Origin of the sequence: Streptomyces bicolor (genome assembly GCF_000719285.1) — a bacterium.
GTDB lineage: Bacteria > Actinomycetota > Actinomycetes > Streptomycetales > Streptomycetaceae > Streptomyces > Streptomyces bicolor.
The window spans coordinates 568,991-589,020 of the sequence record NZ_JOFS01000005.1; the positions used below are offsets into that span (position 1 = coordinate 568,991).

The window sequence follows — 20,030 nt, forward strand, 5'->3', positions numbered from 1 at the left end:
ACGAAACGCTTAGGATCCGCCACGTGTGCGCACATGTGCTGGTCGCCGAGGACGACGAGATGCAGGCCGAACTCATACGCCGCTCCCTGCTGGCGGAGGGCCACACCGCGACCGTCGTCCACGACGGCTCGGCCGCCCTCGACCAGGTCCGGCGGCAGCGGCCGGACCTGGTCGTGCTGGACCTCATGCTCCCGGTGATCGACGGCTTCGGGGTGTGCCGGGTCCTGCGCCGGGACGACGACATCCCGGTGCTGATGCTGACGGCCCGGTCGGCGGAGGACGACGTGCTGCTCGGCCTCGAACTCGGCGCCGACGACTACATGACCAAGCCGTACAGCCCGCGTGAGCTGATGGCCCGTATACGCACGGTGCTGCGGCGCAGCGGGCGCGCCGCCGGCCGGCGGGAGGATCCCGTCGTACGCGCCGCCGGGATCGCCGTCGACCCCGTACGGCACGAGGTGCGGTGCGACGGGGCGGCGGTGGAGTGCACACCGGCCGAGTTCGAGATCCTGCTCGCCCTGGCCGCCGAGCCCGAACGGGTCTTCTCCCGGCGGCAGTTGCTGGAGTGCACCCGGGGCATCGACCGGGCCTCCACCGAGCGGGCCGTCGACGTCCACATCATGAACCTGCGCAGGAAGATCGAGGCCGACCCGCGCAGGCCCGTGCGGCTGCTGACCGTCTTCGGCGTCGGCTACAAGCTCAGCGGCGGCCGCGGATGACCCGGCGGATACCGCTGCGCAAGCGCCTCCTGATCCGGCTGCTGATCGCCACGGTGCTGATCGCCGTCTGCTCGGTGGCCGCGACCGCCTGGCTGGCGGTCGAGACCATCACCCGGGCCCTGCGGGAGGAACAAGGACAGGTCCTCGCGGAGGACATGGACGTCCTCGCCCGGCTCAGCGGCCATGCCGCGACCCATGCCGACTGGAAGGGGATCGAGAGGACCGTCCGTGAGCTGTCCGCGCGGACCGGTCGCCGGATCGCCCTGACCACCACGGACCGCAGGACCATCGCCGACTCCGCACCGCCGGGCACCTCCCTGCCACCACGCGCCGCCGCCACCATCGACCCCCTGCACATCGACACCTACACCGAGCGGGGAGCACAGCGCGGCGGCATCGATCCCCGTGTGGTGGGCCCCTACCGGGTGACGGACGCGGAGCGGGCCCGGCTGGAGAAGCTCGCGCTGATCCGGCAGCGGTGCTTCGCCCGCAACGGCTACGAGACCGCCGTGGTGCGTACGCCGAGCGGCCGCCCGGTGGTCACCGACCACGACGGGCCCGTCGCGGGCGGGCAGGTGCCCGACGCGTGCGCGGACGGGCTGCTCAACACCCCCACACCGACCGAGGAGAAGGCCCTGGCCGACCTGTCGGGGCGCGCTCGCGCCTGTCTCGACCGGCGCGGAGTGGGCCCGTCCACGCCCATGTTCGCCACCGTCGATGTCACCGAGCAGCGCCTCGGCACCCGCTACCCGATGGGCAAGATCGCGAGCCCCGCCGACCGCGAGGCCGTGCGTGAGGCCGAGGGTTGCGTGGCTGCGGCGCGCCGCGCCCAACTCGACCCGTACGTCGCCCCCGTGGCAGAGCTGTTCCTGGGCGGCGGCGACCCGACCGCGGTGCGGTTCGACATGTCCCCGGCGAACAAGGCCAAGGTCGTCGGCGCCGCCGGACTCGTGCTGGCCGTCACCGTGGCCGTGACCGCCGCGGTCGCCACCCGGCTCGTCCGGCCGCTGCGAGCGCTGACGGAGGCCGCCCAGCAGCCGCCCGAACTGCATGCGCGGGTTCCTGTCACCACCCGGGACGAGACGGGCATCCTCGCCGCGGCCTTCAACGAACTCGCCGAGCGGCGCGAGCGCCTGGAGGTGCAGCGCAAGGCCATGGTCAGCGACATCGCCCATGAACTGCGCAGCCCGCTCACCAACATCCGGGGCTGGCTGGAAGTCACCCGCGACGGCGTCGTCGACCCCGACCCCGCCCTGCTCGCCTCCCTGCACGAGGAGGCCCTCGTCCTCCAGCGCGTCATCGACGACCTCCAGGACCTCGCCGCCGCCGACGCCGGCACCCTGCGCCTGCACCGCGAGCCCGTCCGCGCCGACGAACTCCTCGACCAGGTCGCCGCCGCCCACCGCGTCGCCGCCGACACGGCCGGCGTCACCCTGCGCACCACCACGGACGGCACGCCCTGGCTGGACGCCGACCCCGTCCGCATGCGCCAGGCGCTCGGCAACCTCGTCTCCAACGCCCTGCGCCACACACCGGCCGACGGCACCGTGACGCTCGCCGCCCGGCGCGACGGCGACGACGTCGTCCTTGAGGTCACCGACACGGGGACCGGTATCGACATCGCGGACCTGCCGTACGTCTTCGACCGCTTCTGGCGTGCGGAGAAGTCCCGCAGCCGGCGGACCGGCGGCAGCGGACTGGGCCTGCCGATCGTCCGGCACCTGGTCGCGGCGCACGGCGGGACGGTCGAGGCGGCGAGCGAGCCCGGTGCCGGTTCCGTGTTCACGCTGCGGTTGCCGGCCGCCGAGCCGCCTGACTGAGCGAGCGGCCACGACGGGTGTCCCGCCGGTCCGACGGTCACCCGGCGCGCTGCCGCAACGCCCTTCTCTCGGCCTCGCTCGTGCCGCCCCAGATCCCGATGAACTGGTCCATGTCCAGCGCCCAGCTCAGACACTGCTCACGGACCGTGCAGCGCCGGCAGACGGCCTTCGCCTGCTCGGTCTGCAACAGGGTCGGTCCGGACGTGCCGATCGGATAGAAGAGGTCGGGGTCCTCATGGCGGCAGGCGGCGTGGTCTCGCCAGTCGTCCATCAAAGTCACCTGCGATCGTCGTACGTGCCCTCGGTGGATGCCTTACTCGCTTTCGGGTCGCCTGTCGATGCATGGGTGAAACCCCGTTGGACACCGGCGATTCAAGTCACTGCTCGCGCATGCCCCACGGGGAGCCGTATGCGGTCAGCAGATCCAGGAAGGGGCGGGCCGGGAAGGCCTCCGGGCCCAGTACCCCCGTGCCCGACCAGGCGCCGGTGGCGAGGAGTTCGAGCGCGACGACCGGGTTGAGCGCCGTCTGCCACACCACGGCCTGACAGCCGTACTCCGCCATGGACCACTGGTTGTCGACCACGTGGTACAGGTACACCTCGCGCGGCTTGCCGTCCTTGACGCCCCGCACCCAGGTACCCGCGCAGGTCCTGCCGTGCATCCGCTCGCCGAGCGTCGCCGGGTCCGGCAGACACGCGGCGACGACGTCCCGGGGCGAGACCCGCACCGGCCCGTCGGCGCTCGGCACGGTCACCGGCTCGGTGCTGTCCAGGCCCAGCAGGTGCAGCGTCCTCAGGGTGCTGACGAACTCCTCGCCCAGGCCGTACTTGAAGGTCACCCGGCGCGCGTCGACCCAGCGCGGCATCAGGAGCACCTCCTCGTGCTCCACGTTCACGCACTCGACCGGCCCGATGCCCTCGGGAAAGTCGAACACCTCGGGCTCACTGAACGGCGCGGTGGTGAACCAGCCGCGGCCGGCCTCGTACACCACCGGAGGGTTGAGGCACTCCTCGATCGTGGTCCAGATGCTGAAGGACGGCGCGAAGTCGTAGCCGTCGACGGTGAGGTTCGCGCCGTCGCGGACACCGATCTCATCGATCTCGTCGAAGAGCTCGTCGGCCGCGTGCCGGGCGAACACGTCCGACAACCCCGGCTCCACGCCCATACCGACCAGGGCCAGCGCACCCGCCTTCTCCCAGTCGGCCGCCTGCTCGAACTGGGCGTCGCCCAGCTTGACCCCGCACTCCTCGTACGGCCGCTCAGGATGCGGACGCGACAGCGACATCGCCATGTCGACATACGTCGCCCCGGCCGTGCGCGCGGCCTGGAACAGCGGCATCACGAAGCGCGGGTCGGTGGCGTTGAGGAGCACGTCGCACGCGTGCCGCTCCAGCAGTGCGGCCACCGCCGCGTCGTCGCTCGCGTCCACGCGCTCGGCCCGGAACCGTGCGTCGCCGCCGAGCGCCGCCACGGCCGCCTCGGCCCGCGCGAGGTCGTAGTCGGCGACCACCATCGCCTCGAAGAACGGACGCCGGGCCGCGATCCGGGTGACGGCGGTACCCACACCACCGGCGCCCACGAGCAGTACACGCATGACAAGACTCCCTCGGCTGAAGGTCTACGACGTGGTGGGGCCCCGCCGGAGATACAACGCCGCCCGCCCGCGTAAGGTCAATGGCGTTGGCATAAGGATGGAGGGCTGGAGGGCGCCATGCCTAAAGCGGTCGTTCCGGAGGAAAAGCGGCGTCGGCGTCGGCCCACGAAGAGTGGCACCGTCCTGTCGGAGCGGCTGATAGTCGAAACGGCGCTGCGCATGCTGCGCGAGCACGGCAGCGCCGGCCTCACCGCCCGCCGCCTCGGTCTGGCCCTCGACGCCGACCCGAGCACGCTGTACCGGTACTTCCGCGGCATGGACGACCTGACCCTCGCCATCGGCGACGCCCTCATCGGCGAAGCCCTGCGGGGCTGGGAGCCGACGGGGCAGTGGCGGGCCGACCTGCGCGCCGTCGGGCTGCGCATCCACGAGGCGTACGTCGCCCATCCGCAGGCCGCCGTGCTGACCACGAGCCGGGTCACCGGGCGGGCCAACGAACTCGCCGCCGACGAGGCGGTGTTGGACATTCTGCGCAGGGCCGGATTCCCGCTGCCGGACACCGTGCGCATCTACCACGCCTTCATCGACCAGACCCTGGCGTTCGCCGCGCTCGACGCCGCGTCCCTGGCTCTGCCGAGCGAGTCGCTGCGCGCGGACGAGGACATGTGGCGATCGACCTATGCGCGTGTACCGCGCACCACCCATCCCCGGATCGCCGAGGCGGCGCCGCTGCTGGCGACCCGGATGGTGAACAGTGCCTATCCGACGGCTCTGGAGATGCTGCTGGACAGCGCCGCAGCCGAGCTGGAGGCGCTGCACGGGTAGCGCCCTGAAGGGCGCTGTCGATATGCGGCTCAGCCGCGCAGCGCCTCGGCCGCCGTCGCCGCCACGGCGTCCGTCACCGCGACCAACGCCGGCGAGTGCAGCTTCCACTGCTGCCAGTACAGCGGCACGTCGACGGGGCGCTCGGGGGCGAGCTGCACCAGGCGGCCGTCCCTCAGGAGCGGTTCCGCCTGGGACTCGGGGATCAGGCCCCACCCCAGTCCGGCGGTCACGGCCGACAAGAAGCCCTCCGACGTGGGGACGTGGTGCCGTACCGCACTCGCGCCCGTACGAGCGCGCCGCAGCCTGCGCACGAACGCGTCCTGGAGATCGTCACTGCGGTCGAAGGTCATCACCGGTGCCCGCATGATCGCGTCCCGCAGCGAGCCGCCGAGATGCCGCTCGGCGAACTCCGGGCTCGCCGCGGCCAGATAGCGCATCCGGCCCAGCGGTCGCACGGTACAGCCCGCAACGGGATCGGGCGAGGAGGTCACCGCCGCCATCACCAGGCCCTCCCGCAGCAGCGTCGCCGTACGGCTCTCGTCCTCCCGCCGCAGCTCGAAGCAGAGCGGGGGCTCCTGACGCACTCGCGTGAGCGCCGCAAGGAACCACGTCGCCAGCGAGTCGGCGTTGACCGCGATCGACACCCGGGTCGCCTCCCCGGCCCCGCGCAGCCCCAGCTCGGCCCGCGCGTCACGTTCCAGTCGCGCCAGCTGGCGGGCGAACCGGACGACGACCTCGCCCGACTCGGTCGGCCGCACCGGCTTCGTCCGCACCAGCAGCACCCGCCCCGTGCGCTGCTCCAGAGCCTTCACCCGCTGGCTCACGGCCGACGGCGTCACATGCAGCGCGGCGGCCGCCGCGTCGAAGGTGCCCTCGTCGACCACCGCCAGCAGGGTGCGCACCTGGTCGAGGGGAAGCTCGGTCAACTCGGTCTTCACAAGCGCTAATGATACGTAAGAATCTTTAGCTGTACCTGGAGTGATCGACTCCGTAGCGTCGATGCCATGACCAACGCCTTGACCACCGCCGCCGCCGGATTCGGCACCGGCCTCTCGCTCATCGTCGCCATCGGTGCCCAGAACGCCTTCGTCCTGCGCCAGGGAATCCGCCGCGACGCCGTCCTCGCCGTCGTCGGCATCTGCGCCCTGTCCGACGCGCTCCTCATCACCCTGGGTGTGGCCGGCGTCGGCGCGGTGGTCGTGGCGTGGCCCGGTGTGCTGACGGCGGTGGCGTGGATCGGCGGGGCGTTCCTGCTCGGCTACGGCGCTCTCGCCGCCCGCCGTGTCTTCAAGCCGGCCGGCGCCCTGCGCACGGACGGCGAGGCGGCTGGGTCACGGCGCCGAGCGGTGCTGACCTGCCTCGCGATGACCTGGCTCAACCCGCACGTCTACCTCGACACCGTCTTCCTGCTCGGCACAGTCGCCGCCGACCAGGGCCCTATGCGCTGGACGTTCGGCCTCGGTGCCGCACTGGCGAGCCTGTGCTGGTTCGCCGCGCTCGGTTTCGGGGCGCGGCTGCTGAGCCGCCACCTCGCGAAGCCGGCGGCCTGGCGCGTGCTGGACGGACTGGTGGCGGCGACGATGATCGCGCTCGGCGCCGGCCTCATCGCGGGCGCCTGACCGCCCGCTGCGTATTCGGGGCGCCCGACGGTGTCCGCAACCTGAGATATCGCGTCCCGAATGCTTGACCTCTGGTGCCATAGTGATCCCTGGTTCCCGAAAGGTGTAACGAGCAACCAGGAAGCCCGTGGACACGAGCGAGAGCAGCACCGAACAGCAGTCGGCGTCGACCGCCGAGGAAGCGATACCCGCCCGGCGTGGCTGGCGCCGCTGGGCCATGGACACCCGTCCGCTGCGCCGCCCGGCCTACCGCCGCCTGTGGTCCTCGACCGTCGTCACGGCCGTCGGCAGCCAGCTCACCGCCGTCGCGGTGCCCAAGCAGGTCTACGACATCACCGGCTCCTCGGCGTGGGTCGGCGCCGCGAGCCTCGCCGGACTGCTGCCGCTCGCGGTGTTCGCGCTGTGGGGCGGCGCCATCGCCGACAGCATGGACCGGCGCAAGCTGCTGCTGATCACGAACAGCGGAATCGCCGTCACGTCTGTGCTGTTCTGGCTTCAGGCCGTCACCGGCCTCGACTCGGTGGCCGCGCTGATGGTGCTGCTGGCCGTGCAGCAGGCGTTCTGGGGGCTCAACGCCCCGGCCCGCAACGCCTCCATCGCCCGCCTGGTACCGGCCGACGAACTGCCCGCCGCGAACGCCCTCGGCTCGCCCGTCATGCAGACCGGCCAGGTGGTGGGGCCGCTGCTGGCCGGCGTACTCATCCCCGTCATCGGCCTGGCCGAGCTGTACCTCATCGACGCGCTCGCCCTGTGCGTCACCGTCTGGGCTGTTGTACGGCTGCCTGCGCTGCCGCCCCTGAAGTCCACCGCCGCGCGACGCGCGGGTGTGCGTGAGATCGCGGAGGGCTTCCGCTACATCGCCCTGCACAAGGTGCTGTTGCTGTCCTTCCTGGCCGACGTCATCGCGATGGTCTTCGGCATGCCCCGCGCCCTGTTCCCCCAACTGGCGGGCCAGACCTACGGGTCGTACGGCGAGGGCCTCGCCCTCGGTCTGCTGTTCGCGGCGATCCCGATCGGCGCGGTGGCCGGCGGTCTGTTCTCCGGAACGTTCTCCCGGGCCCGCCGGCACGGCTGGATGGTGATCGGCGCGGTCGTCGCCTGGGGCGCGGCCATCACGGGCTTCGGACTGAGCGGCAGTCTGTGGCTCGCGGTGGTGTTCCTGGCCCTCGCCGGGGTGGCCGACATGGTCTCGATGGTGTTCCGCGGGGCGATCCTGCTGTCCGCCGCCACTGACGAGATGCGCGGCCGGATGCAGGGCGTGTTCACGGTCGTCGTGGCGGGCGGACCGCGCCTCGCCGACGTCCTGCACGGAACGGCGGGATCGGCCTTCGGCGCGCGCACGGCAACCGTGGGCGGTGGCCTGCTGGTCGTCGTCCTCATGCTGGGCCTGGCCGCCGCGGTGCCGGCCCTGCGCCGCTACCGGGTCTGACGCGGCGGAGCACACCGCGCCCGACGCGGCAGGGCACACCGCGTCCGTCACTACAGGGCACTTCGCGTCGGACCGTCAGAGCACGCTGCGCCGGTGCGGTCCGTACTGCTCCATCAGCTTGCCCCGCGTCATCTCCAGCCGGTGCGCGAGGATCTCGGCGACGTGCCGCACCAGCGACATGCCGAGCCCCGGATCCTCCTCGCACAGCCGCAGCACCGCCGCCGCCTCGAACTCGTAGGCCCGCACGGGGCTGAAGGCCTCCGCGCCGAAGTCCCACTGGTACGGGGGGAACAGCCAGGACCAGCCCAGCAGATCACCCGAGCCGAGACTGGCGACCGTGACCCGCTGCAGGGACGTCACCCGCTGGTCGAGGGAGACGGCGCCCGAGCGGATGACCCAGAAGCGGTCGGCCGTGCCGCCCGCCTCGAAGATCCGGGCGTCCTCCGGGAAGGAGACCTCCTGTGCGAGTGACATCAGACGCTCGCGCTGAGGCGGCGGAAGGGCGGTCAGCAGTTTGATCGCTTTGGTCATGACACGGGGCTCCTCGCCGACGACTGAGGTTCCGGTGCTTCCCTGCGTCCATTTCAGCCGCTGCCGGGCCGGTGAGCACCTCGGCGGAGGACGGTTTCGGGCCGGAATCTCGCGGGACGAGCCGTCAAGGGCATGAAAAAGCCCTGGCTGGACGGGGGAAGCCAGCCAGGGCCGTAGGCAGTGGTGCACAGGGGACGGATGCTGTTCACCCCGTGACCACGTATGTATGAACGGTAAACCATCTAAGGGGATTCTGCGTAACCCGGAGCGGGGCACGTGACCCGTTTCACTCCGATCCGGGTTTCAGGCCGGTTCGGGGTGCTTCCCCGGGGTCAGAACCTCGTCGAGCACCTCGATCACGGTCTCATAGGCCAGTGTCCGTACGGCGGCGTCGCGGGCCGCTTCCGGATCGCTCGACCTCAGCGTTTCGCTTCGCGCCCGCCACGTTCGCTCCTCCTGCCGGGCACAGGCCCTGGCACGCTGCATCCTGCGCAGCAGTTCGTCTGAGTCCACGACATCGGTCATGCCTTCCGCGTACCCCGTATCGCCGCCGATGACCGGTCATCCGTCAGGTGCCTTCACCGGAACGCCCAGGGGACGGGCCAGACCGGCCACGCCCTCGTCGAGTCGCTGCAGATGCCTCAGGACGCGGTCGGTGACCCGGCCGTAGCGCGGTGCGCCCGGGACGTCCGGCCCCAGGAGGGAGGCGATGCTCGGGCCGGTCTCGATCCCGTCCGTGGTGGGTTCGCCGGTGACGTGCGCGGAGACCGCCTCGATGTTGTGCGCGATGCGCCCCGCCGCCCGGCCAAGCCGGGGGTCCGCAGCGATCGAGGGGTGGGTCGGCAGCAGCTCGGCCGTCGCGGCCAGGGAGCGCGCGTGGTACGCGCACGTCTCCAGCAGCGCGACGACATAGCGGGCGGTCTCCCGCCGCGCCCGCAGGGGCGTCACCGGATGGGTGAGCGGACGCGTGGCGGCCCGCAGGTCGGCCAGCGCCTGGTCGAGGTCGCGTGCCTGGTCGAGCAGCTCGACGGGCGCTCCGCCGCTCAGCTGGTCGACGGCGCTGCGGGTGACGTCGCCGAGCCGTTCCAGCACGGTGGCGAGGAGTTCGTTCGTACGGCGGTCCGTCTGCACCGGCAGCACGAAGGCGGCCGCGATCACCCCGCAGACCGCGCCGAGCGCCGTCTCCTGGATGCGCAGGACGAGCACCGAGAGGCTGTAGGTGTGCAGCAGGGTGTAGAGGAGGCCCAGTGCCGCGGTGACGAAGAAGGACACCAGCGTGTAGGACAACGGTGCCGAGTAGAACATCGCGAAGACGAACAGCAGGACCAGCGCGAACGCCGTCCAGGTGTGGTGCCCGACGGCACCCGCCAGCACGATGCCGGCCAGCACGCCGAGGACGGTGCCCAGCAGGCGCCGGTATCCCTTGACCAGGATCTCGCCCGTGGACGCGGTGTTGAGGAAGACGATCCAGCAGGTCAGCACGGCCCAGTACCAGCGGTCCCGGGACAGCAGCTCGCCGCCGACGATGGCCAGCGTCGACCCCACGGCGACCTGCACGGCGGCACGGGTGGTGGGACGCCGCAGACCGGTGGGCTCCTGCGACGGCTCCTCCTCGTCGGCGTCGAGCACGGCGTCCTCCGCGTCCAGCTCCTCGCGCGAACGGGCCGTGGCCGGGGTGTCGTCGGCCTCGTCCCGGGCACCGCCGAGCGCGATCCGCAGTCCGAGGACCGCGCGGGCGGCCTCGCCGGCCCGCCGGAAGACGTCCTGCACGGCGGGGGACGCGGCGGGCAGGTTCTCCTCGTCGCGATAGCCCAGCAGCCGGTTGCGGAGGTGGGCCACCGAGGTTCCGGCGGCCCGGTCGACGGGGCGCAGGATCAGCAGGCGCAGCGCCTGGAGGTCACGGCGCAGCGTGTCGGTCGCCTTGTCCCTTACGGGCTGCCGCCCGCCCGAGGGGACGGGCGCGTCCGGAAGATGCAGGGCCATGGTGTCCACCCGCTCGGCGCCGCGTGCGCGCAGCAGCGACAGCCCCAGGCGCTCGGCGGCGATCTCGGCGTCCGCGACGCGCCGTTGGATCAGCCGGGCCGTCGCCTCGTCGGCGGCCCCGTCGGCCAGCCGCCCCTGGATCAGCAGCGCCGTCTCGTGCAGGCGAGCCGTTCCTCCGCGCACCCGCTCCAGAGCCCGGTCCGCCTCCTCGGGGCCGGCGTCGAGCAGGTCGAGCTGCGCCGACAGCAACTGGGCCAGCCGGGCGCGGAATGCCTCCCGCAGCCGCTGGAGCACTCCCGTCGGCGTCTCGGGGACCAGCACGAAACGCACCAGGGCGCTGCACGCGAAGGCCACCGCGACCGCGCCGCACAGCTCGGGCAGGTCCTCGACGGTGGCGCCGACGAAGAGGGACACGAAGTAGATCTGGAAGCCGATCAGGCCGAGTGCGGTGCCCCGGTCACCGAACCTGCGGCCGTAGACGGCACAGAAGATGAGCGCGACGAAGACCAGGTCGCCGGCGAGGAGATCGCCGTGCAGAGCAGCCGCCGACGACATGGACGCCAGCGCCACCAGGAGGCCCAGCGCCAGCGTGACGGCCTGCTGCCCGCGCTGCTTCTCCCGGATGGCGAACGTGGCGACCATCGCCGCCAGGGCCCCCGCCACCAGATGGTTCACATCGCTGCCCAGCAGGGCGAGCACGACGAGCGCGAGGGCGATCGCGCCCGTCGTCCGCAGCCCCGCGGTCAGCCGCAGCAGCCCCGGGTCCGAGGCCGCGACACGGTCACGCAGTCGCGCCCGGACCGGCCGTCCCGCTGCCCTCACGTCGCCGTACTCTCTCCCGCACTCTCCCGATCACGCCGCGAGCCGCGCCTGGACCAGGGCTGTCGCCCGTCTCAACCGGACGTGTCTTCCGCGGAACCTTTCCCGCCGATCTGCGCCCGCATCTGCTCGGGCGTCAGATACGCGTGGGCGAACTCGAAGTCCTTCAGCTTGGCCGGACTGCGCGACTGGAACCCGGTGCGCACGAAGTCGTCCCCGGCGACCGCGTTGAGCAGCCAGTTCGTCATGACGCGGGTCTTGGCCACGTTGGTGCGCAGCGCCGACCAGTGGTAGCCGCGGGCGACGGCCAGAGCGGGCAGGCCCTTCAGCTCGACGCCGATCGGCTTGGAGACGGCGTCGCGGCCGCCGAGGTCGACGACCAGGCCGAGGTCCTTGTGCTTGTACGGCCGCATCGGCTGCCCGCGCAGGGCCGCGATGACGTTGTCGGCCACGACCTTGCCCTGGCGCATGGCGTGCTGGGCGGTGGGCGGGCAGACGGCGCCCTCCTCGTCCTTCGCGACATCGGGGACCGCGGCGGCGTCGCCGAGCGCGAACACACCGTCGTGCCCGGGCAGGTTCATCTCGGCCGTGACGGCCAGCCGCCCCCGGACCGTCTCCGCGCCCAGGGTGCCGATCAGCGGGCTCGCGACGACACCGGCGGTCCAGATCAGCGTGCGGGTGGGGATCACCCGGCCGTCGGTGAAGGTGACCTCCTCGGGGCCCGCCTTCGCGATGGACACGCCCAGGGAGATCTCGATGCCCCGCCTGCGCAGGATCTCCTGCGCGGCGTTGCCGAGCTTCTCGCCCAGCTCGGGCATCAGCCTCGGCGCGATGTCGATCAGATGCCACCTGATGAGGCTGGGGTCGAGCCGCGGATAGCGCTTGACCGCGTTGTGCGTCAGCATCTGCAGGCACGCGGCGGTCTCGGTGCCCGCGTACCCGCCGCCGACCACCACGAACTGCAGCCGTGCCGCGCGCTCGTCGGGGTCCTGGCTGGCGTCGGCGAGATCGAGCTGGGAGATGACGTGGTCGCGGAGGTAGGCGGCCTCCGCGAGCGTCTTCATGCCGTAGGCGTTGTCGGTGAGGCCGGGGATGTCGAAGGTGCGGGTGATGCTGCCGGGGGCCAGCACGATGTAGTCGTACGGCTCGTTGACGAGCTTCTCGGTGATGGTGCGGACGACGCAGACCTTGGCCGCGAGGTCCACGCCGATGGCGCCGCCCGGGATGATCCGGGTGCGGTACCTGCGGCTGCGGCGCAGGGACAGGGCGATCGACTGGGGGGTGAGGACGCCGGAGGCGACCTGGGGCAGAAGCGGCAGATAGAGCTGGTAGGAGGACGGCGTCACCAAGGTGATCTCGGCCTCGTCGGGGGAGAGTTTGCGTTCCAGCCGGCGTACGCAGCCGACTCCGGCGAAGCCTGCGCCAACCACCAGGATCCTGGGTCGTGTCACGGTGATCATCCCTTCTGCGGCTCCAGGCGGTGTGCCTAGACGATGTTCGCCTGCCCCTGGATCGCTGCTTCGCACGCCTCGATCCCACCGCGCCACCGGTCGTTCCGCCAGCCGGGAGCAGCAGGCAGATGAACCCGTCGACAGCCACCTTGCCCCAACCCGTGCGGCAGCACACCGGTTCGGAGGTGAAAGACGTGTACGCGCGATCTCTTGTCGGTCGACTGTTCTGGATCTAGCGCCCGACGCGCTCGTCCAAAACAGGGTCCGCAGTTCATGTACATGACCGATGGTCGGTGTGCGTGAAGCGCGGCCCACCCCCCACAACGGACAGGAGACAGGATGCTCGCCCGCCTGCGCACCCTCACCGTCCCCTCGTCCTGTGGCCAGGTCGACGGCCTGACGTTCCGGCTCACCTGCTCCACCGCGAGCGGCGACCAACGGGCTGAACGGCGCTACGCCACCTACACCGGCGGAACGCGCCAGTTCGACGAACCGGTCGCTGTCCTCGCCCCGGACGCCACCGGCACGACACTGACCCCCCTGCGCGGCGAGTCGAACGTCGTACGGCTCACCCCGGGCGAGTAGCCGCGCTCAGCGGAAGACGTTGTCCGCGTCGTCCCAGTGCGCGAACTCGTCCGACAGCTGTTCCCGGGGCGCGCGCGAGCGGGCCTGGTACATCGCGTCGATCTGCACCGCGTAGTGCCGCACGATCGCGTCCCGGCGCAGCTTCATCGACGGCGTCAGCAGGCCGCTGGCCACGTCGAACGGCTCCGGCAGCACCCGGAACACCCGGATGGACTCCGGGCGCGACACCGCGCTGTTGGCCGCGGCGACGGCCCGGGCGATCTCCTCCCGCAGCGCGTTCTCCTCCCGCGCCTCCCGCATCCGCGCGTCGCTGCGCGCCGCGAGGGAGTCGCGCCAGAACGCCAGGAAGTCCGGGTCCAGGGTGATCAGGGCCCCGACACAGGGCCGGTTGTCGCCCACGACCACCGCCTGGTGCACCAGCGGATGCATTCTGAGCCGCTGTTCCAGGAGCGCCGGGGAGACGCTCTTGCCGCTGCTCGTGACGATGACATCCTTCTTGCGCCCGGTGATCGTGAGATAGCCGTCGGAATCCAGCCGCCCCAGGTCACCGGTGGCCAGCCAGCCGCCGCGCAGCGCCGCCCGCGTCGCGGCCTCGTCGTGGACATAGCCCTGGAACACCGACGGCCCCCGCACCAGGATCTCCCCGTCGTCGGCCACCCGGATGTCGATGCCCGGCAGCGCCTGCCCGACCGTCCCGGACATCTCCCGGCCGAGCGGCTGCGCCGTGACACCGCCGCTGGTCTCCGTGAGGCCGTACCCGTCGTTCACGTAGATGCCGATCCCCTCGTAGAAGAGGGAGAGCTCACGGTTCAGGGACGAGCCGCCGGACGTCCCCAGCATCACCCGGCCGCCCAGCGCGTCGCGGAACTTGCGGTACACCGTCCGCTCGTACAGAGCGTGTTGCAGCCGCAGATCGAAACCGGGCCCAGGACCCCCGCCCAGCCGATGCCGTTCCAGGGCGGCGGCGAAGTCCCGTGCCGTGTCGGCGGCCCGCTCGAACAGCGCGCCCCGGCCCGCCTGTTGCGCCGTGCGCAGGGCGTTCTTGTAGATCTTCTCGAAGATCGACGGCACGCCGCAGAAATAGGTCGGCCTGAAGGTGCGCAGGGCGGCCGACAGCGCTTCCTCGTTCAGGTCGGGTTCGTGACCCATCATCATGCCGCCGCGGATGCACAGGGTCTGCACCAGGAGGCCGTACACATGGGAGAGCGGCAGGAAGGCGAGAACGGACGCCTGTCCTCCCGGGGGCACCACCTTGTGACCCCAGCCCGCGAGCATCGTGTCGCAGGGGCTCGCCAGGTTCCGGTGGCTCAGCGCGCAGCCCAGGGGCCGGCCCGTCGTGCCGGAGGTGTAGGCGACGACCGCGGTGGAGTCCGGCAGGACGATACGGCGCAGCGACTCGACCGTGGTGAACGGAATGAACTCGCCCCGCTGCACCAGCTGTTGCAGTCCTCCCGCGTCCAGCTGCCAGACATGGCGCAACTGCGGCAACGATCCGCACACCGAGCCCACCGTCATGACCGCCTGCTCGTCCTCGACCACCACGGCCACGCATTCGGCGTCCCGCAGGATCCACTCGACCTGGTCGCGCGACGCCGTCGGATAGATCGGGACCACCTCGGCGCCCACCGCCCACAGTGCGTGGCTGAGCACCGTCCACTCGTACCGGGTGCGCGCCATGATGGCCACGCGGTGGCCCGGCGAGATCCCGGACGCGATCAGGCCCTTGGCCAGATCGGTCACCTCGTCGCGTACCTCGACGGCCGTCACCTCCTCCCAGGTGGTGGAGGACGGGTCGGGGCGGCGCGCGAGCAACGGCAACGTGGGATTGCGGGCCGCCGTCTCGAAGACGCTGTCGGCGAGCCCGCCGGTCAGGGACGTGACGGTCGGGGGAGCGAGGCCGAGGTCGCGCATGCGCTGCTCCTGATGTGTACCGGGTGTGACATCACCGATGAGTACCGTTATCGGCGGTGCCCGAATCTAGCCCAGCTGGGAGCGCCTGGTGCCGGGATCTGACAATTGACCTCGTTTGGTGATCTCGGCCGCATCGGGGAACCCGGGTGGCATGACATATCCGAACAGCCGACCGAACCCCGACCCGAACCACCGACCGAACCCCGACCCGAACCACCGACCGAACCCCGACCCGAACCACCGACCGAACCCCGATCCGGAGCCCGAGCGCAGCACCGGCCTCGAACCCGGCGGCGGTGTCCCCCCGGGCGAGACCCCGCCCGCGGAGAGCAGCATGTCCGGCGCGGGCCCACGCGAGACGCACAACCCGCCCACGGGCTGGGCCAAGGCGCCCCTGACCCTGATCCTCCTCCTCGTGGCCGTGATCGCCGCGTTCTTCCTGGTCTACGCCATCGTCCTGATCCTGTGAGCCCGACCAGGGCTCATCAGGGGGAGGGCAGCAACCACACCGTCGCCAGCGGGGGCAACGTGAGCCGGATGTGCCCGTCCTCCGGCTTGACGGGGTCCGGGTTGGTGACGTCGCTGCCGCCGTAGTGCCCGGCGTCCGTGTTGAGGGCCTCCTGCCAGGCGGTGACATGGTCCGGCACCCAGAGGCGGTAGTCGTGCCGGACGACGGGGGAGAAGTTGGAGACGGAGAGCACAGCGCCGCCCTCGGCGTCGTAGCGGAGGAACGCGAAGACGTTGTCGTCGGCCGCGTCCCCGAGCGACCACTGGAACCCGCCGGGATCGGTGTCCCGCACCCAGAGAGCCGGTGTCGCCCGGTAGAACGCGTTGAGGTCACGGACCAGGTCCCGCACGCCCCGATGGTCGCCCGCCGACGCGTACCCGGGATCGAGCAGCCACCACTCCGGCCCGTGCGCCTCCGACCACTCGGCGCCCTGCGCGAACTCCTGCCCCATGAAGAGCAGCTGCTTACCGGGATGGGCCCACATGAAGCCCAGATACGCCCGGTGGTTGGCGCGCCGCTGCCACCAGTCGCCCGGCATCTTGGAGACCAGCGCCTGCTTGCCGTGCACGACCTCGTCGTGGGAGATCGGCAGGACGTAGTTCTCGCTGTAGGCGTACACCATCGAGAACGTCATCTCGTTGTGGTGGTACTTGCTACACGGTCGCGTTCATCTCCTGCAGGAACGCCATCGCGGCCAGATCCTCCCGCCCGCCGTACGCGTTCGGCGCCCACTGCCCGGACTCCCGCGAGTAGTCGAGGTAGAGCATGGAGGCGACGGCGTCCACCCGCAGCCCGTCGATGTGGAACTCCTCGCACCAGTACGTGGCGTTCGCGACCAGGAAGTTGCGCACCTCCGTGCGTCCGTAGTCGAACTCGAGCGTCCCCCAGTCCGGATGCTCGGCACGCCGCGCGTCCCCGGGCTCGTACAGCGGATCCCCGTCGAACCGGGCCAGCGCCCAGTCGTCCTTGGGGAAATGGGCCGGCACCCAGTCCATGATCACCCCGATGCCGGCCCGGTGGAGGGCGTCGACCAGGTACTTGAAGTCGTCCGGGCTGCCGAGGCGGGCCGTGGGCGCGTAGAAGCCGGTGACCTGGTAGCCCCAGGAACCGGCGAAGGGGTGCTGCGCGACCGGCATGAACTCCACGTGGGTGAAGCCGAGGTCGTTGACGTACGCGGGGAGTTCCTCGGCGAGTTGACGGTACGTCAGCCCGGGTCGCCAGGACGGGAGGTGGACCTCGTAGACCGAGAAGGGCGCCTCGTGCACCGGGACGTCGCCCCGGTGCGCCATCCACTTCTCGTCGCCCCACTCGTGGTGCGAGGCGTGCACGATCGACGCCGTGTCCGGCGGGACCTCCGCACAGCGGGCCATCGGGTCGGCCTTGAGGAAGCGGTGGCCGTACCGGGAGGTGATCTCGAACTTGTACCGGGTGCCCTCGCCGATGCCCGGCAGGAACAGTTCCCACACCCCGGACGCGCCCAGCGACCGCATCGGGAACGCCGTCCCGTCCCAGCAGGTGAAGTCCCCGGCGACCCGCACCCCCCGGGCGTTCGGCGCCCACACGGTGAAGCGGGTGCCGGCCACCCCCTCGTGCGTCATCGGCTCGGCCCCGAGCGCCTTCCACAACTGCTCGTGCCGGCCCTCCCGGATGAGGTGCAGATCGAGCTCGCCGAGGGCGGGCAGAAAGCGGTACGGGTCGTGGACCTCGCACTCGTCGGACCCGTCCTGCGCGTACGACACCAGCAGCGTGTACGCGGGGATCGCGTCCAGCGGCAGTACGCCGGAGAAGAGGCCGCCGCCCTCCGAGACCAGCCCGGTGCGCTCGCCGTCGACCACCACGCTCACCGCACGCGCGAACGGGCGCAGCGCTCGGAAGGCGATCCCGCCCGGCACCGGATGGGCGCCGAGCAGCGCGTGCGGATCGTGGTGGGCACCCGACAGCAGGCGGTCGCGGTCGGCCGGATCGAGTTCGGGCGCGGCGGCGCACCGGCCCGGTCCGGCCGACTCGGGGCGCGAGGTCTCGTGCAGGGCCATGGGTCAGGCTCCTCTCACGGCGAGGCGTTCGATCGCCGCCATCGGTACGGGCAACCAGTCGGGTCGGTGCCGGGCCTCGTACAGAACCTCGTACACGGCGCGGTCGGTCTCGTAGGCACGGAGCAACCCGTGCTTCTTGCGCGGGTCCCACCCGGCGAGGGCGGCATAGCCCGCGCAGTAGGCCTCCCGGCAGCGGCGCGCCCACTCCGGACGCCACGGCCGGCGCTGCCGGGCGGCGTAGTCGAAGGAGCGCAGCATGCCGGCGATGTCCCGCACCGGCGAGTGGACGCCGCGCCGCTCGGCGAGCGGGCGGGACGGCTCGCCCTCGAAGTCGATGACGAACCACTCACGTCCTGCCCGCAGCACCTGACCCAGGTGCAGATCACCGTGGATGCGTTGGGCGGGCGGCCCGGGATCGCAGCCGGCGAGGGCGCCGAAGGCGGTGCGCAGGCCGGGGACGTACGGCTGGAGCGCGGGGACGAAGTGCGCGGCGTTCTCCAGGCGCTCGGTCATCGCCGCCGCCATACGGCCGTTCTCGCCGCGGGCCCGGGAGGGGAACGCCGACGCCAGTGCCAGATGCACCTCCGCCGTCGCCCGCCCCATCTGACGGGCCTCCGCGGTGAAGTCGCCGCCCGAGGCGAGCGCGTTCAGCGCCAGGGTCCAGCCGTCGTTGGCGTCGCGCAGGAACGGCTGCAGAACGCCGAGTGTCGCCTCCCAGGGATGCGTCGTGCGGAACCAGGCCACGGGGGCCGGTACCCGACGGCAGCCCTGCTCGGCCAGCGCGCCGGACAGCTCCAGGTCGGGGTTGACGCCGGGCTGGATGCGCCGGAAGAGCTTCAGGATGAACGAGTCGCCGTACACCAAAGAGGTGTTGGACTGCTCGGCATCCAGCAGCCGCGGCACCAGCCCGGCCGGCACGGTCACGGACGGATCGGCCTCGAAGCGGATCGGGCCCGCCGCGCCGGGGTGCCGCAGCCGCTCCAGGAGCAGTTGCGCCGACCGGGGGTCCTGCAGCGCGTCGAACACCGTCAGACCGGCCAGCGGTCCCTCCTCGGCACGGCCGATGAGCGCCCGGCCGAGGCGCGGCGACAGGTTCTGCCGTACGCCGAGCAGCAGCTGGTAGCAGTCACCGACGGGGGGCGTGCCGCCCGGCACGGGCACCGCCGAGTGACCGGCGTGCACCAGCAGATGCAGACACCCCGGGAACAGCTCCGTCATCGACAGCAGCGCGAGGTCGGTGACGGGTCTGTCCTTGCCCGCGAACCAGCGCTGCCGTGGCAGCCACTCGCGCAGCAGCCCGGCGAGCGAGGCCATCGGGCTGGCGTCGACCGTACGGGCCGGTCGGGGAGATGCGGTCTTCTGCATGGTGACCCGTCCTTTCCTCGGCACACGCTCGAAGCTCACGCTCAAAGTCGTCTGCCGATGCGGGATGCGACTCGGGAGAGCCTGAACCAGTAGAAGCCGTGGCCCCCGAGGGTCAGCAGATACGGCAGCTCACCGATGGCCGGGAAACGGACCCCGCCGAACAGCTCGACCGGGTGGCGTCCGCTGAACTCACGCAGGTCGAGTTCGGTGGGCTGCGCGAAGCGCGCGAAGTTGTTGACGCACAGCACGAGGTCGTCCTCGTACTCGCGCAGGAAGGCGAGCACCGCCGGGTTGGAGGACTGCAGTTCCGTGTAGGAGCCCAGTCCGAAGGCGGGGTTCTGCTTGCGGATCTCGATCATGCGCCGGGTCCAGTGCAGCAGGGAGGACGGGGACGCCATCGACGCCTCGACGTTCGTCACCTGGTAGCCGTAGACCGGGTCCATGATCGTGGGCAGGTAGAGCTTGCCCGGGTCGCAGGTGGAGAAGCCGGCGTTGCGGTCCGGGGTCCACTGCATGGGTGTGCGGACGGCGTCGCGGTCGCCGAGCCAGATGTTGTCGCCCATGCCGATCTCGTCGCCGTAGTAGAGGATCGGGCTGCCCGGCAGGGCGAGCAGCAGGGCGGTGAACAACTCGATCGAGTGGCGGTCGTTGTCGAGGAGCGGGGCCAGCCTGCGCCGGATGCCGATGTTGGCGCGCATCCGCGGGTCCTTGGCGTATTCCGCCCACATGTAGTCGCGTTCTTCGTCGGTGACCATTTCGAGGGTCAGCTCGTCGTGGTTGCGCAGGAAGATGCCCCACTGGCAGCGCGAGGGGATGGCCGGGGTCTTGGCGAGGATT

At 71.5% G+C, this 20,030-nt stretch carries 17 protein-coding genes and 1 pseudogene; 7 read left to right on the forward strand and 11 right to left on the reverse strand.

Annotated features, from left to right (window positions below):
• Positions 1–23: 23 nt before the first annotated feature.
• Together IF78_RS0108720 and IF78_RS0108725 are read left to right on the forward strand one after the other, a co-directional pair.
• The gene (locus IF78_RS0108720) at positions 24–719 is read left to right on the forward strand and encodes a response regulator transcription factor (protein ID WP_051827557.1); all 696 of its coding nucleotides are present in this window, start codon (positions 24–26) and stop codon (positions 717–719) included.
• Positions 716–2,539 (forward strand): sensor histidine kinase, encoded by a 1,824-nt coding sequence (locus tag IF78_RS0108725; protein WP_031480331.1) that lies wholly within the window; start codon positions 716–718, stop codon positions 2,537–2,539. Before IF78_RS0108720 ends, IF78_RS0108725 begins: the two co-directional genes overlap by 4 nt.
• Positions 2,540–2,576: 37 nt before the next feature.
• On the opposite strand, the gene IF78_RS0108730 is transcribed toward IF78_RS0108725, so the two are convergent.
• On the reverse strand, positions 2,577–2,810 hold the full coding sequence (locus IF78_RS0108730) for a WhiB family transcriptional regulator (RefSeq protein ID WP_031480333.1): 234 nt from the start codon (positions 2,808–2,810) through the stop codon (positions 2,577–2,579).
• Positions 2,811–2,916: 106 nt separating this feature from the next.
• A complete protein-coding gene (locus tag IF78_RS0108735; RefSeq protein ID WP_031480335.1) occupies positions 2,917–4,134 on the reverse strand; it encodes a saccharopine dehydrogenase family protein in 1,218 nt (405 codons plus the stop codon).
• A 117-nt stretch (positions 4,135–4,251) separates the two neighbouring features.
• On the opposite strand from IF78_RS0108735, the gene IF78_RS0108740 reads away from it, so the two are divergent.
• Positions 4,252–4,959, forward strand: coding sequence for a TetR/AcrR family transcriptional regulator (locus IF78_RS0108740; RefSeq protein ID WP_031480337.1), 708 nt, complete (start codon positions 4,252–4,254; stop codon positions 4,957–4,959).
• A gap of 29 nt (positions 4,960–4,988) precedes the next feature.
• On the opposite strand, the gene IF78_RS0108745 is transcribed toward IF78_RS0108740, so the two are convergent.
• Positions 4,989–5,897, reverse strand: coding sequence for a LysR family transcriptional regulator ArgP (locus tag IF78_RS0108745; RefSeq protein ID WP_031480339.1), 909 nt, complete (start codon positions 5,895–5,897; stop codon positions 4,989–4,991).
• 66 nt (positions 5,898–5,963) lie between these two features.
• Between IF78_RS0108745 and IF78_RS0108750 the strand changes: the two genes are divergently transcribed.
• Both IF78_RS0108750 and IF78_RS0108755 read left to right on the forward strand, forming a co-directional pair.
• The gene (locus IF78_RS0108750; protein WP_031480342.1) at positions 5,964–6,578 is read left to right on the forward strand and encodes a LysE/ArgO family amino acid transporter; all 615 of its coding nucleotides are present in this window, start codon (positions 5,964–5,966) and stop codon (positions 6,576–6,578) included.
• Positions 6,579–6,705: 127 nt separating this feature from the next.
• The gene (locus IF78_RS0108755) at positions 6,706–8,007 is read left to right on the forward strand and encodes an MFS transporter (protein ID WP_031480344.1); all 1,302 of its coding nucleotides are present in this window, start codon (positions 6,706–6,708) and stop codon (positions 8,005–8,007) included.
• Positions 8,008–8,082: 75 nt separating this feature from the next.
• Here IF78_RS0108755 and IF78_RS0108760 read toward each other — a convergent pair whose 3' ends face one another.
• The 4 genes from IF78_RS0108760 to IF78_RS0108775 form a co-directional block, all read right to left on the reverse strand.
• Positions 8,083–8,538: a cyclic nucleotide-binding domain-containing protein gene (locus tag IF78_RS0108760; protein WP_031480346.1), complete on the reverse strand. Its 456-nt coding sequence runs from the start codon at positions 8,536–8,538 to the stop codon at positions 8,083–8,085.
• 303 nt (positions 8,539–8,841) lie between these two features.
• Entirely contained in the window at positions 8,842–9,063 is a 222-nt protein-coding gene (locus IF78_RS0108765; RefSeq protein WP_031480348.1) for a hypothetical protein, read from the reverse strand.
• Between the two features lie 36 nt (positions 9,064–9,099).
• A complete protein-coding gene (locus tag IF78_RS0108770; protein ID WP_031480350.1) occupies positions 9,100–11,343 on the reverse strand; it encodes an FUSC family protein in 2,244 nt (747 codons plus the stop codon).
• Positions 11,344–11,414: 71 nt separating this feature from the next.
• Entirely contained in the window at positions 11,415–12,800 is a 1,386-nt protein-coding gene (locus tag IF78_RS0108775; RefSeq protein WP_031480352.1) for an NAD(P)/FAD-dependent oxidoreductase, read from the reverse strand.
• Positions 12,801–13,130: 330 nt separating this feature from the next.
• Here IF78_RS0108775 and IF78_RS0108780 point away from each other — a divergent pair, with 330 nt between their 5' ends.
• Positions 13,131–13,376, forward strand: coding sequence for a hypothetical protein (locus IF78_RS0108780; protein WP_031480354.1), 246 nt, complete (start codon positions 13,131–13,133; stop codon positions 13,374–13,376).
• 6 nt (positions 13,377–13,382) lie between these two features.
• Here the strand turns inward: IF78_RS0108780 and IF78_RS0108785 are convergent, their stop codons facing one another.
• Entirely contained in the window at positions 13,383–15,287 is a 1,905-nt protein-coding gene (locus IF78_RS0108785; RefSeq protein ID WP_031480356.1) for an AMP-dependent synthetase/ligase, read from the reverse strand.
• A 151-nt stretch (positions 15,288–15,438) separates the two neighbouring features.
• Between IF78_RS0108785 and IF78_RS0108790 the strand changes: the two genes are divergently transcribed.
• Positions 15,439–15,756, forward strand: coding sequence for a DUF6480 family protein (locus tag IF78_RS0108790; RefSeq protein ID WP_051827559.1), 318 nt, complete (start codon positions 15,439–15,441; stop codon positions 15,754–15,756).
• 16 nt (positions 15,757–15,772) lie between these two features.
• Here the strand turns inward: IF78_RS0108790 and glgB are convergent.
• From glgB to IF78_RS0108805, 3 genes and pseudogenes are all read right to left on the reverse strand, one after another.
• Positions 15,773–17,828 (reverse strand): annotated as a pseudogene (gene glgB / locus IF78_RS43445) (1,4-alpha-glucan branching enzyme).
• A gap of 3 nt (positions 17,829–17,831) precedes the next feature.
• Entirely contained in the window at positions 17,832–19,193 is a 1,362-nt protein-coding gene (locus IF78_RS0108800; RefSeq protein WP_031480360.1) for a maltokinase N-terminal cap-like domain-containing protein, read from the reverse strand.
• Positions 19,194–19,234: 41 nt separating this feature from the next.
• On the reverse strand, positions 19,235–20,030 hold a 796-nt coding region (locus tag IF78_RS0108805), incomplete at its 5' end, for an alpha-glucosidase C-terminal domain-containing protein (RefSeq protein ID WP_031480362.1).

What these genes read in the sequence shown, in the direction of transcription:
- IF78_RS0108725 (WP_031480331.1), top strand. Translation starts at nt 716, where the DNA reads ATGACCCGGCGGATACCGCTGCGCAAGCGCCTCCTGATCCGGCTGCTG.
- IF78_RS0108730 (WP_031480333.1), bottom strand. Translation starts at nt 2,810, where the DNA reads ATGGACGACTGGCGAGACCACGCCGCCTGCCGCCATGAGGACCCCGAC.
- IF78_RS0108735 (WP_031480335.1), bottom strand. Translation starts at nt 4,134, where the DNA reads ATGCGTGTACTGCTCGTGGGCGCCGGTGGTGTGGGTACCGCCGTCACC.
- IF78_RS0108740 (WP_031480337.1), top strand. Translation starts at nt 4,252, where the DNA reads ATGCCTAAAGCGGTCGTTCCGGAGGAAAAGCGGCGTCGGCGTCGGCCC.
- IF78_RS0108750 (WP_031480342.1), top strand. Translation starts at nt 5,964, where the DNA reads ATGACCAACGCCTTGACCACCGCCGCCGCCGGATTCGGCACCGGCCTC.
- IF78_RS0108760 (WP_031480346.1), bottom strand. Translation starts at nt 8,538, where the DNA reads ATGACCAAAGCGATCAAACTGCTGACCGCCCTTCCGCCGCCTCAGCGC.
- IF78_RS0108765 (WP_031480348.1), bottom strand. Translation starts at nt 9,063, where the DNA reads ATGACCGATGTCGTGGACTCAGACGAACTGCTGCGCAGGATGCAGCGT.
- IF78_RS0108775 (WP_031480352.1), bottom strand. Translation starts at nt 12,800, where the DNA reads ATGATCACCGTGACACGACCCAGGATCCTGGTGGTTGGCGCAGGCTTC.
- IF78_RS0108780 (WP_031480354.1), top strand. Translation starts at nt 13,131, where the DNA reads ATGCTCGCCCGCCTGCGCACCCTCACCGTCCCCTCGTCCTGTGGCCAG.
- IF78_RS0108785 (WP_031480356.1), bottom strand. Translation starts at nt 15,287, where the DNA reads ATGCGCGACCTCGGCCTCGCTCCCCCGACCGTCACGTCCCTGACCGGC.
- IF78_RS0108790 (WP_051827559.1), top strand. Translation starts at nt 15,439, where the DNA reads ATGACATATCCGAACAGCCGACCGAACCCCGACCCGAACCACCGACCG.
- IF78_RS0108800 (WP_031480360.1), bottom strand. Translation starts at nt 19,193, where the DNA reads ATGCAGAAGACCGCATCTCCCCGACCGGCCCGTACGGTCGACGCCAGC.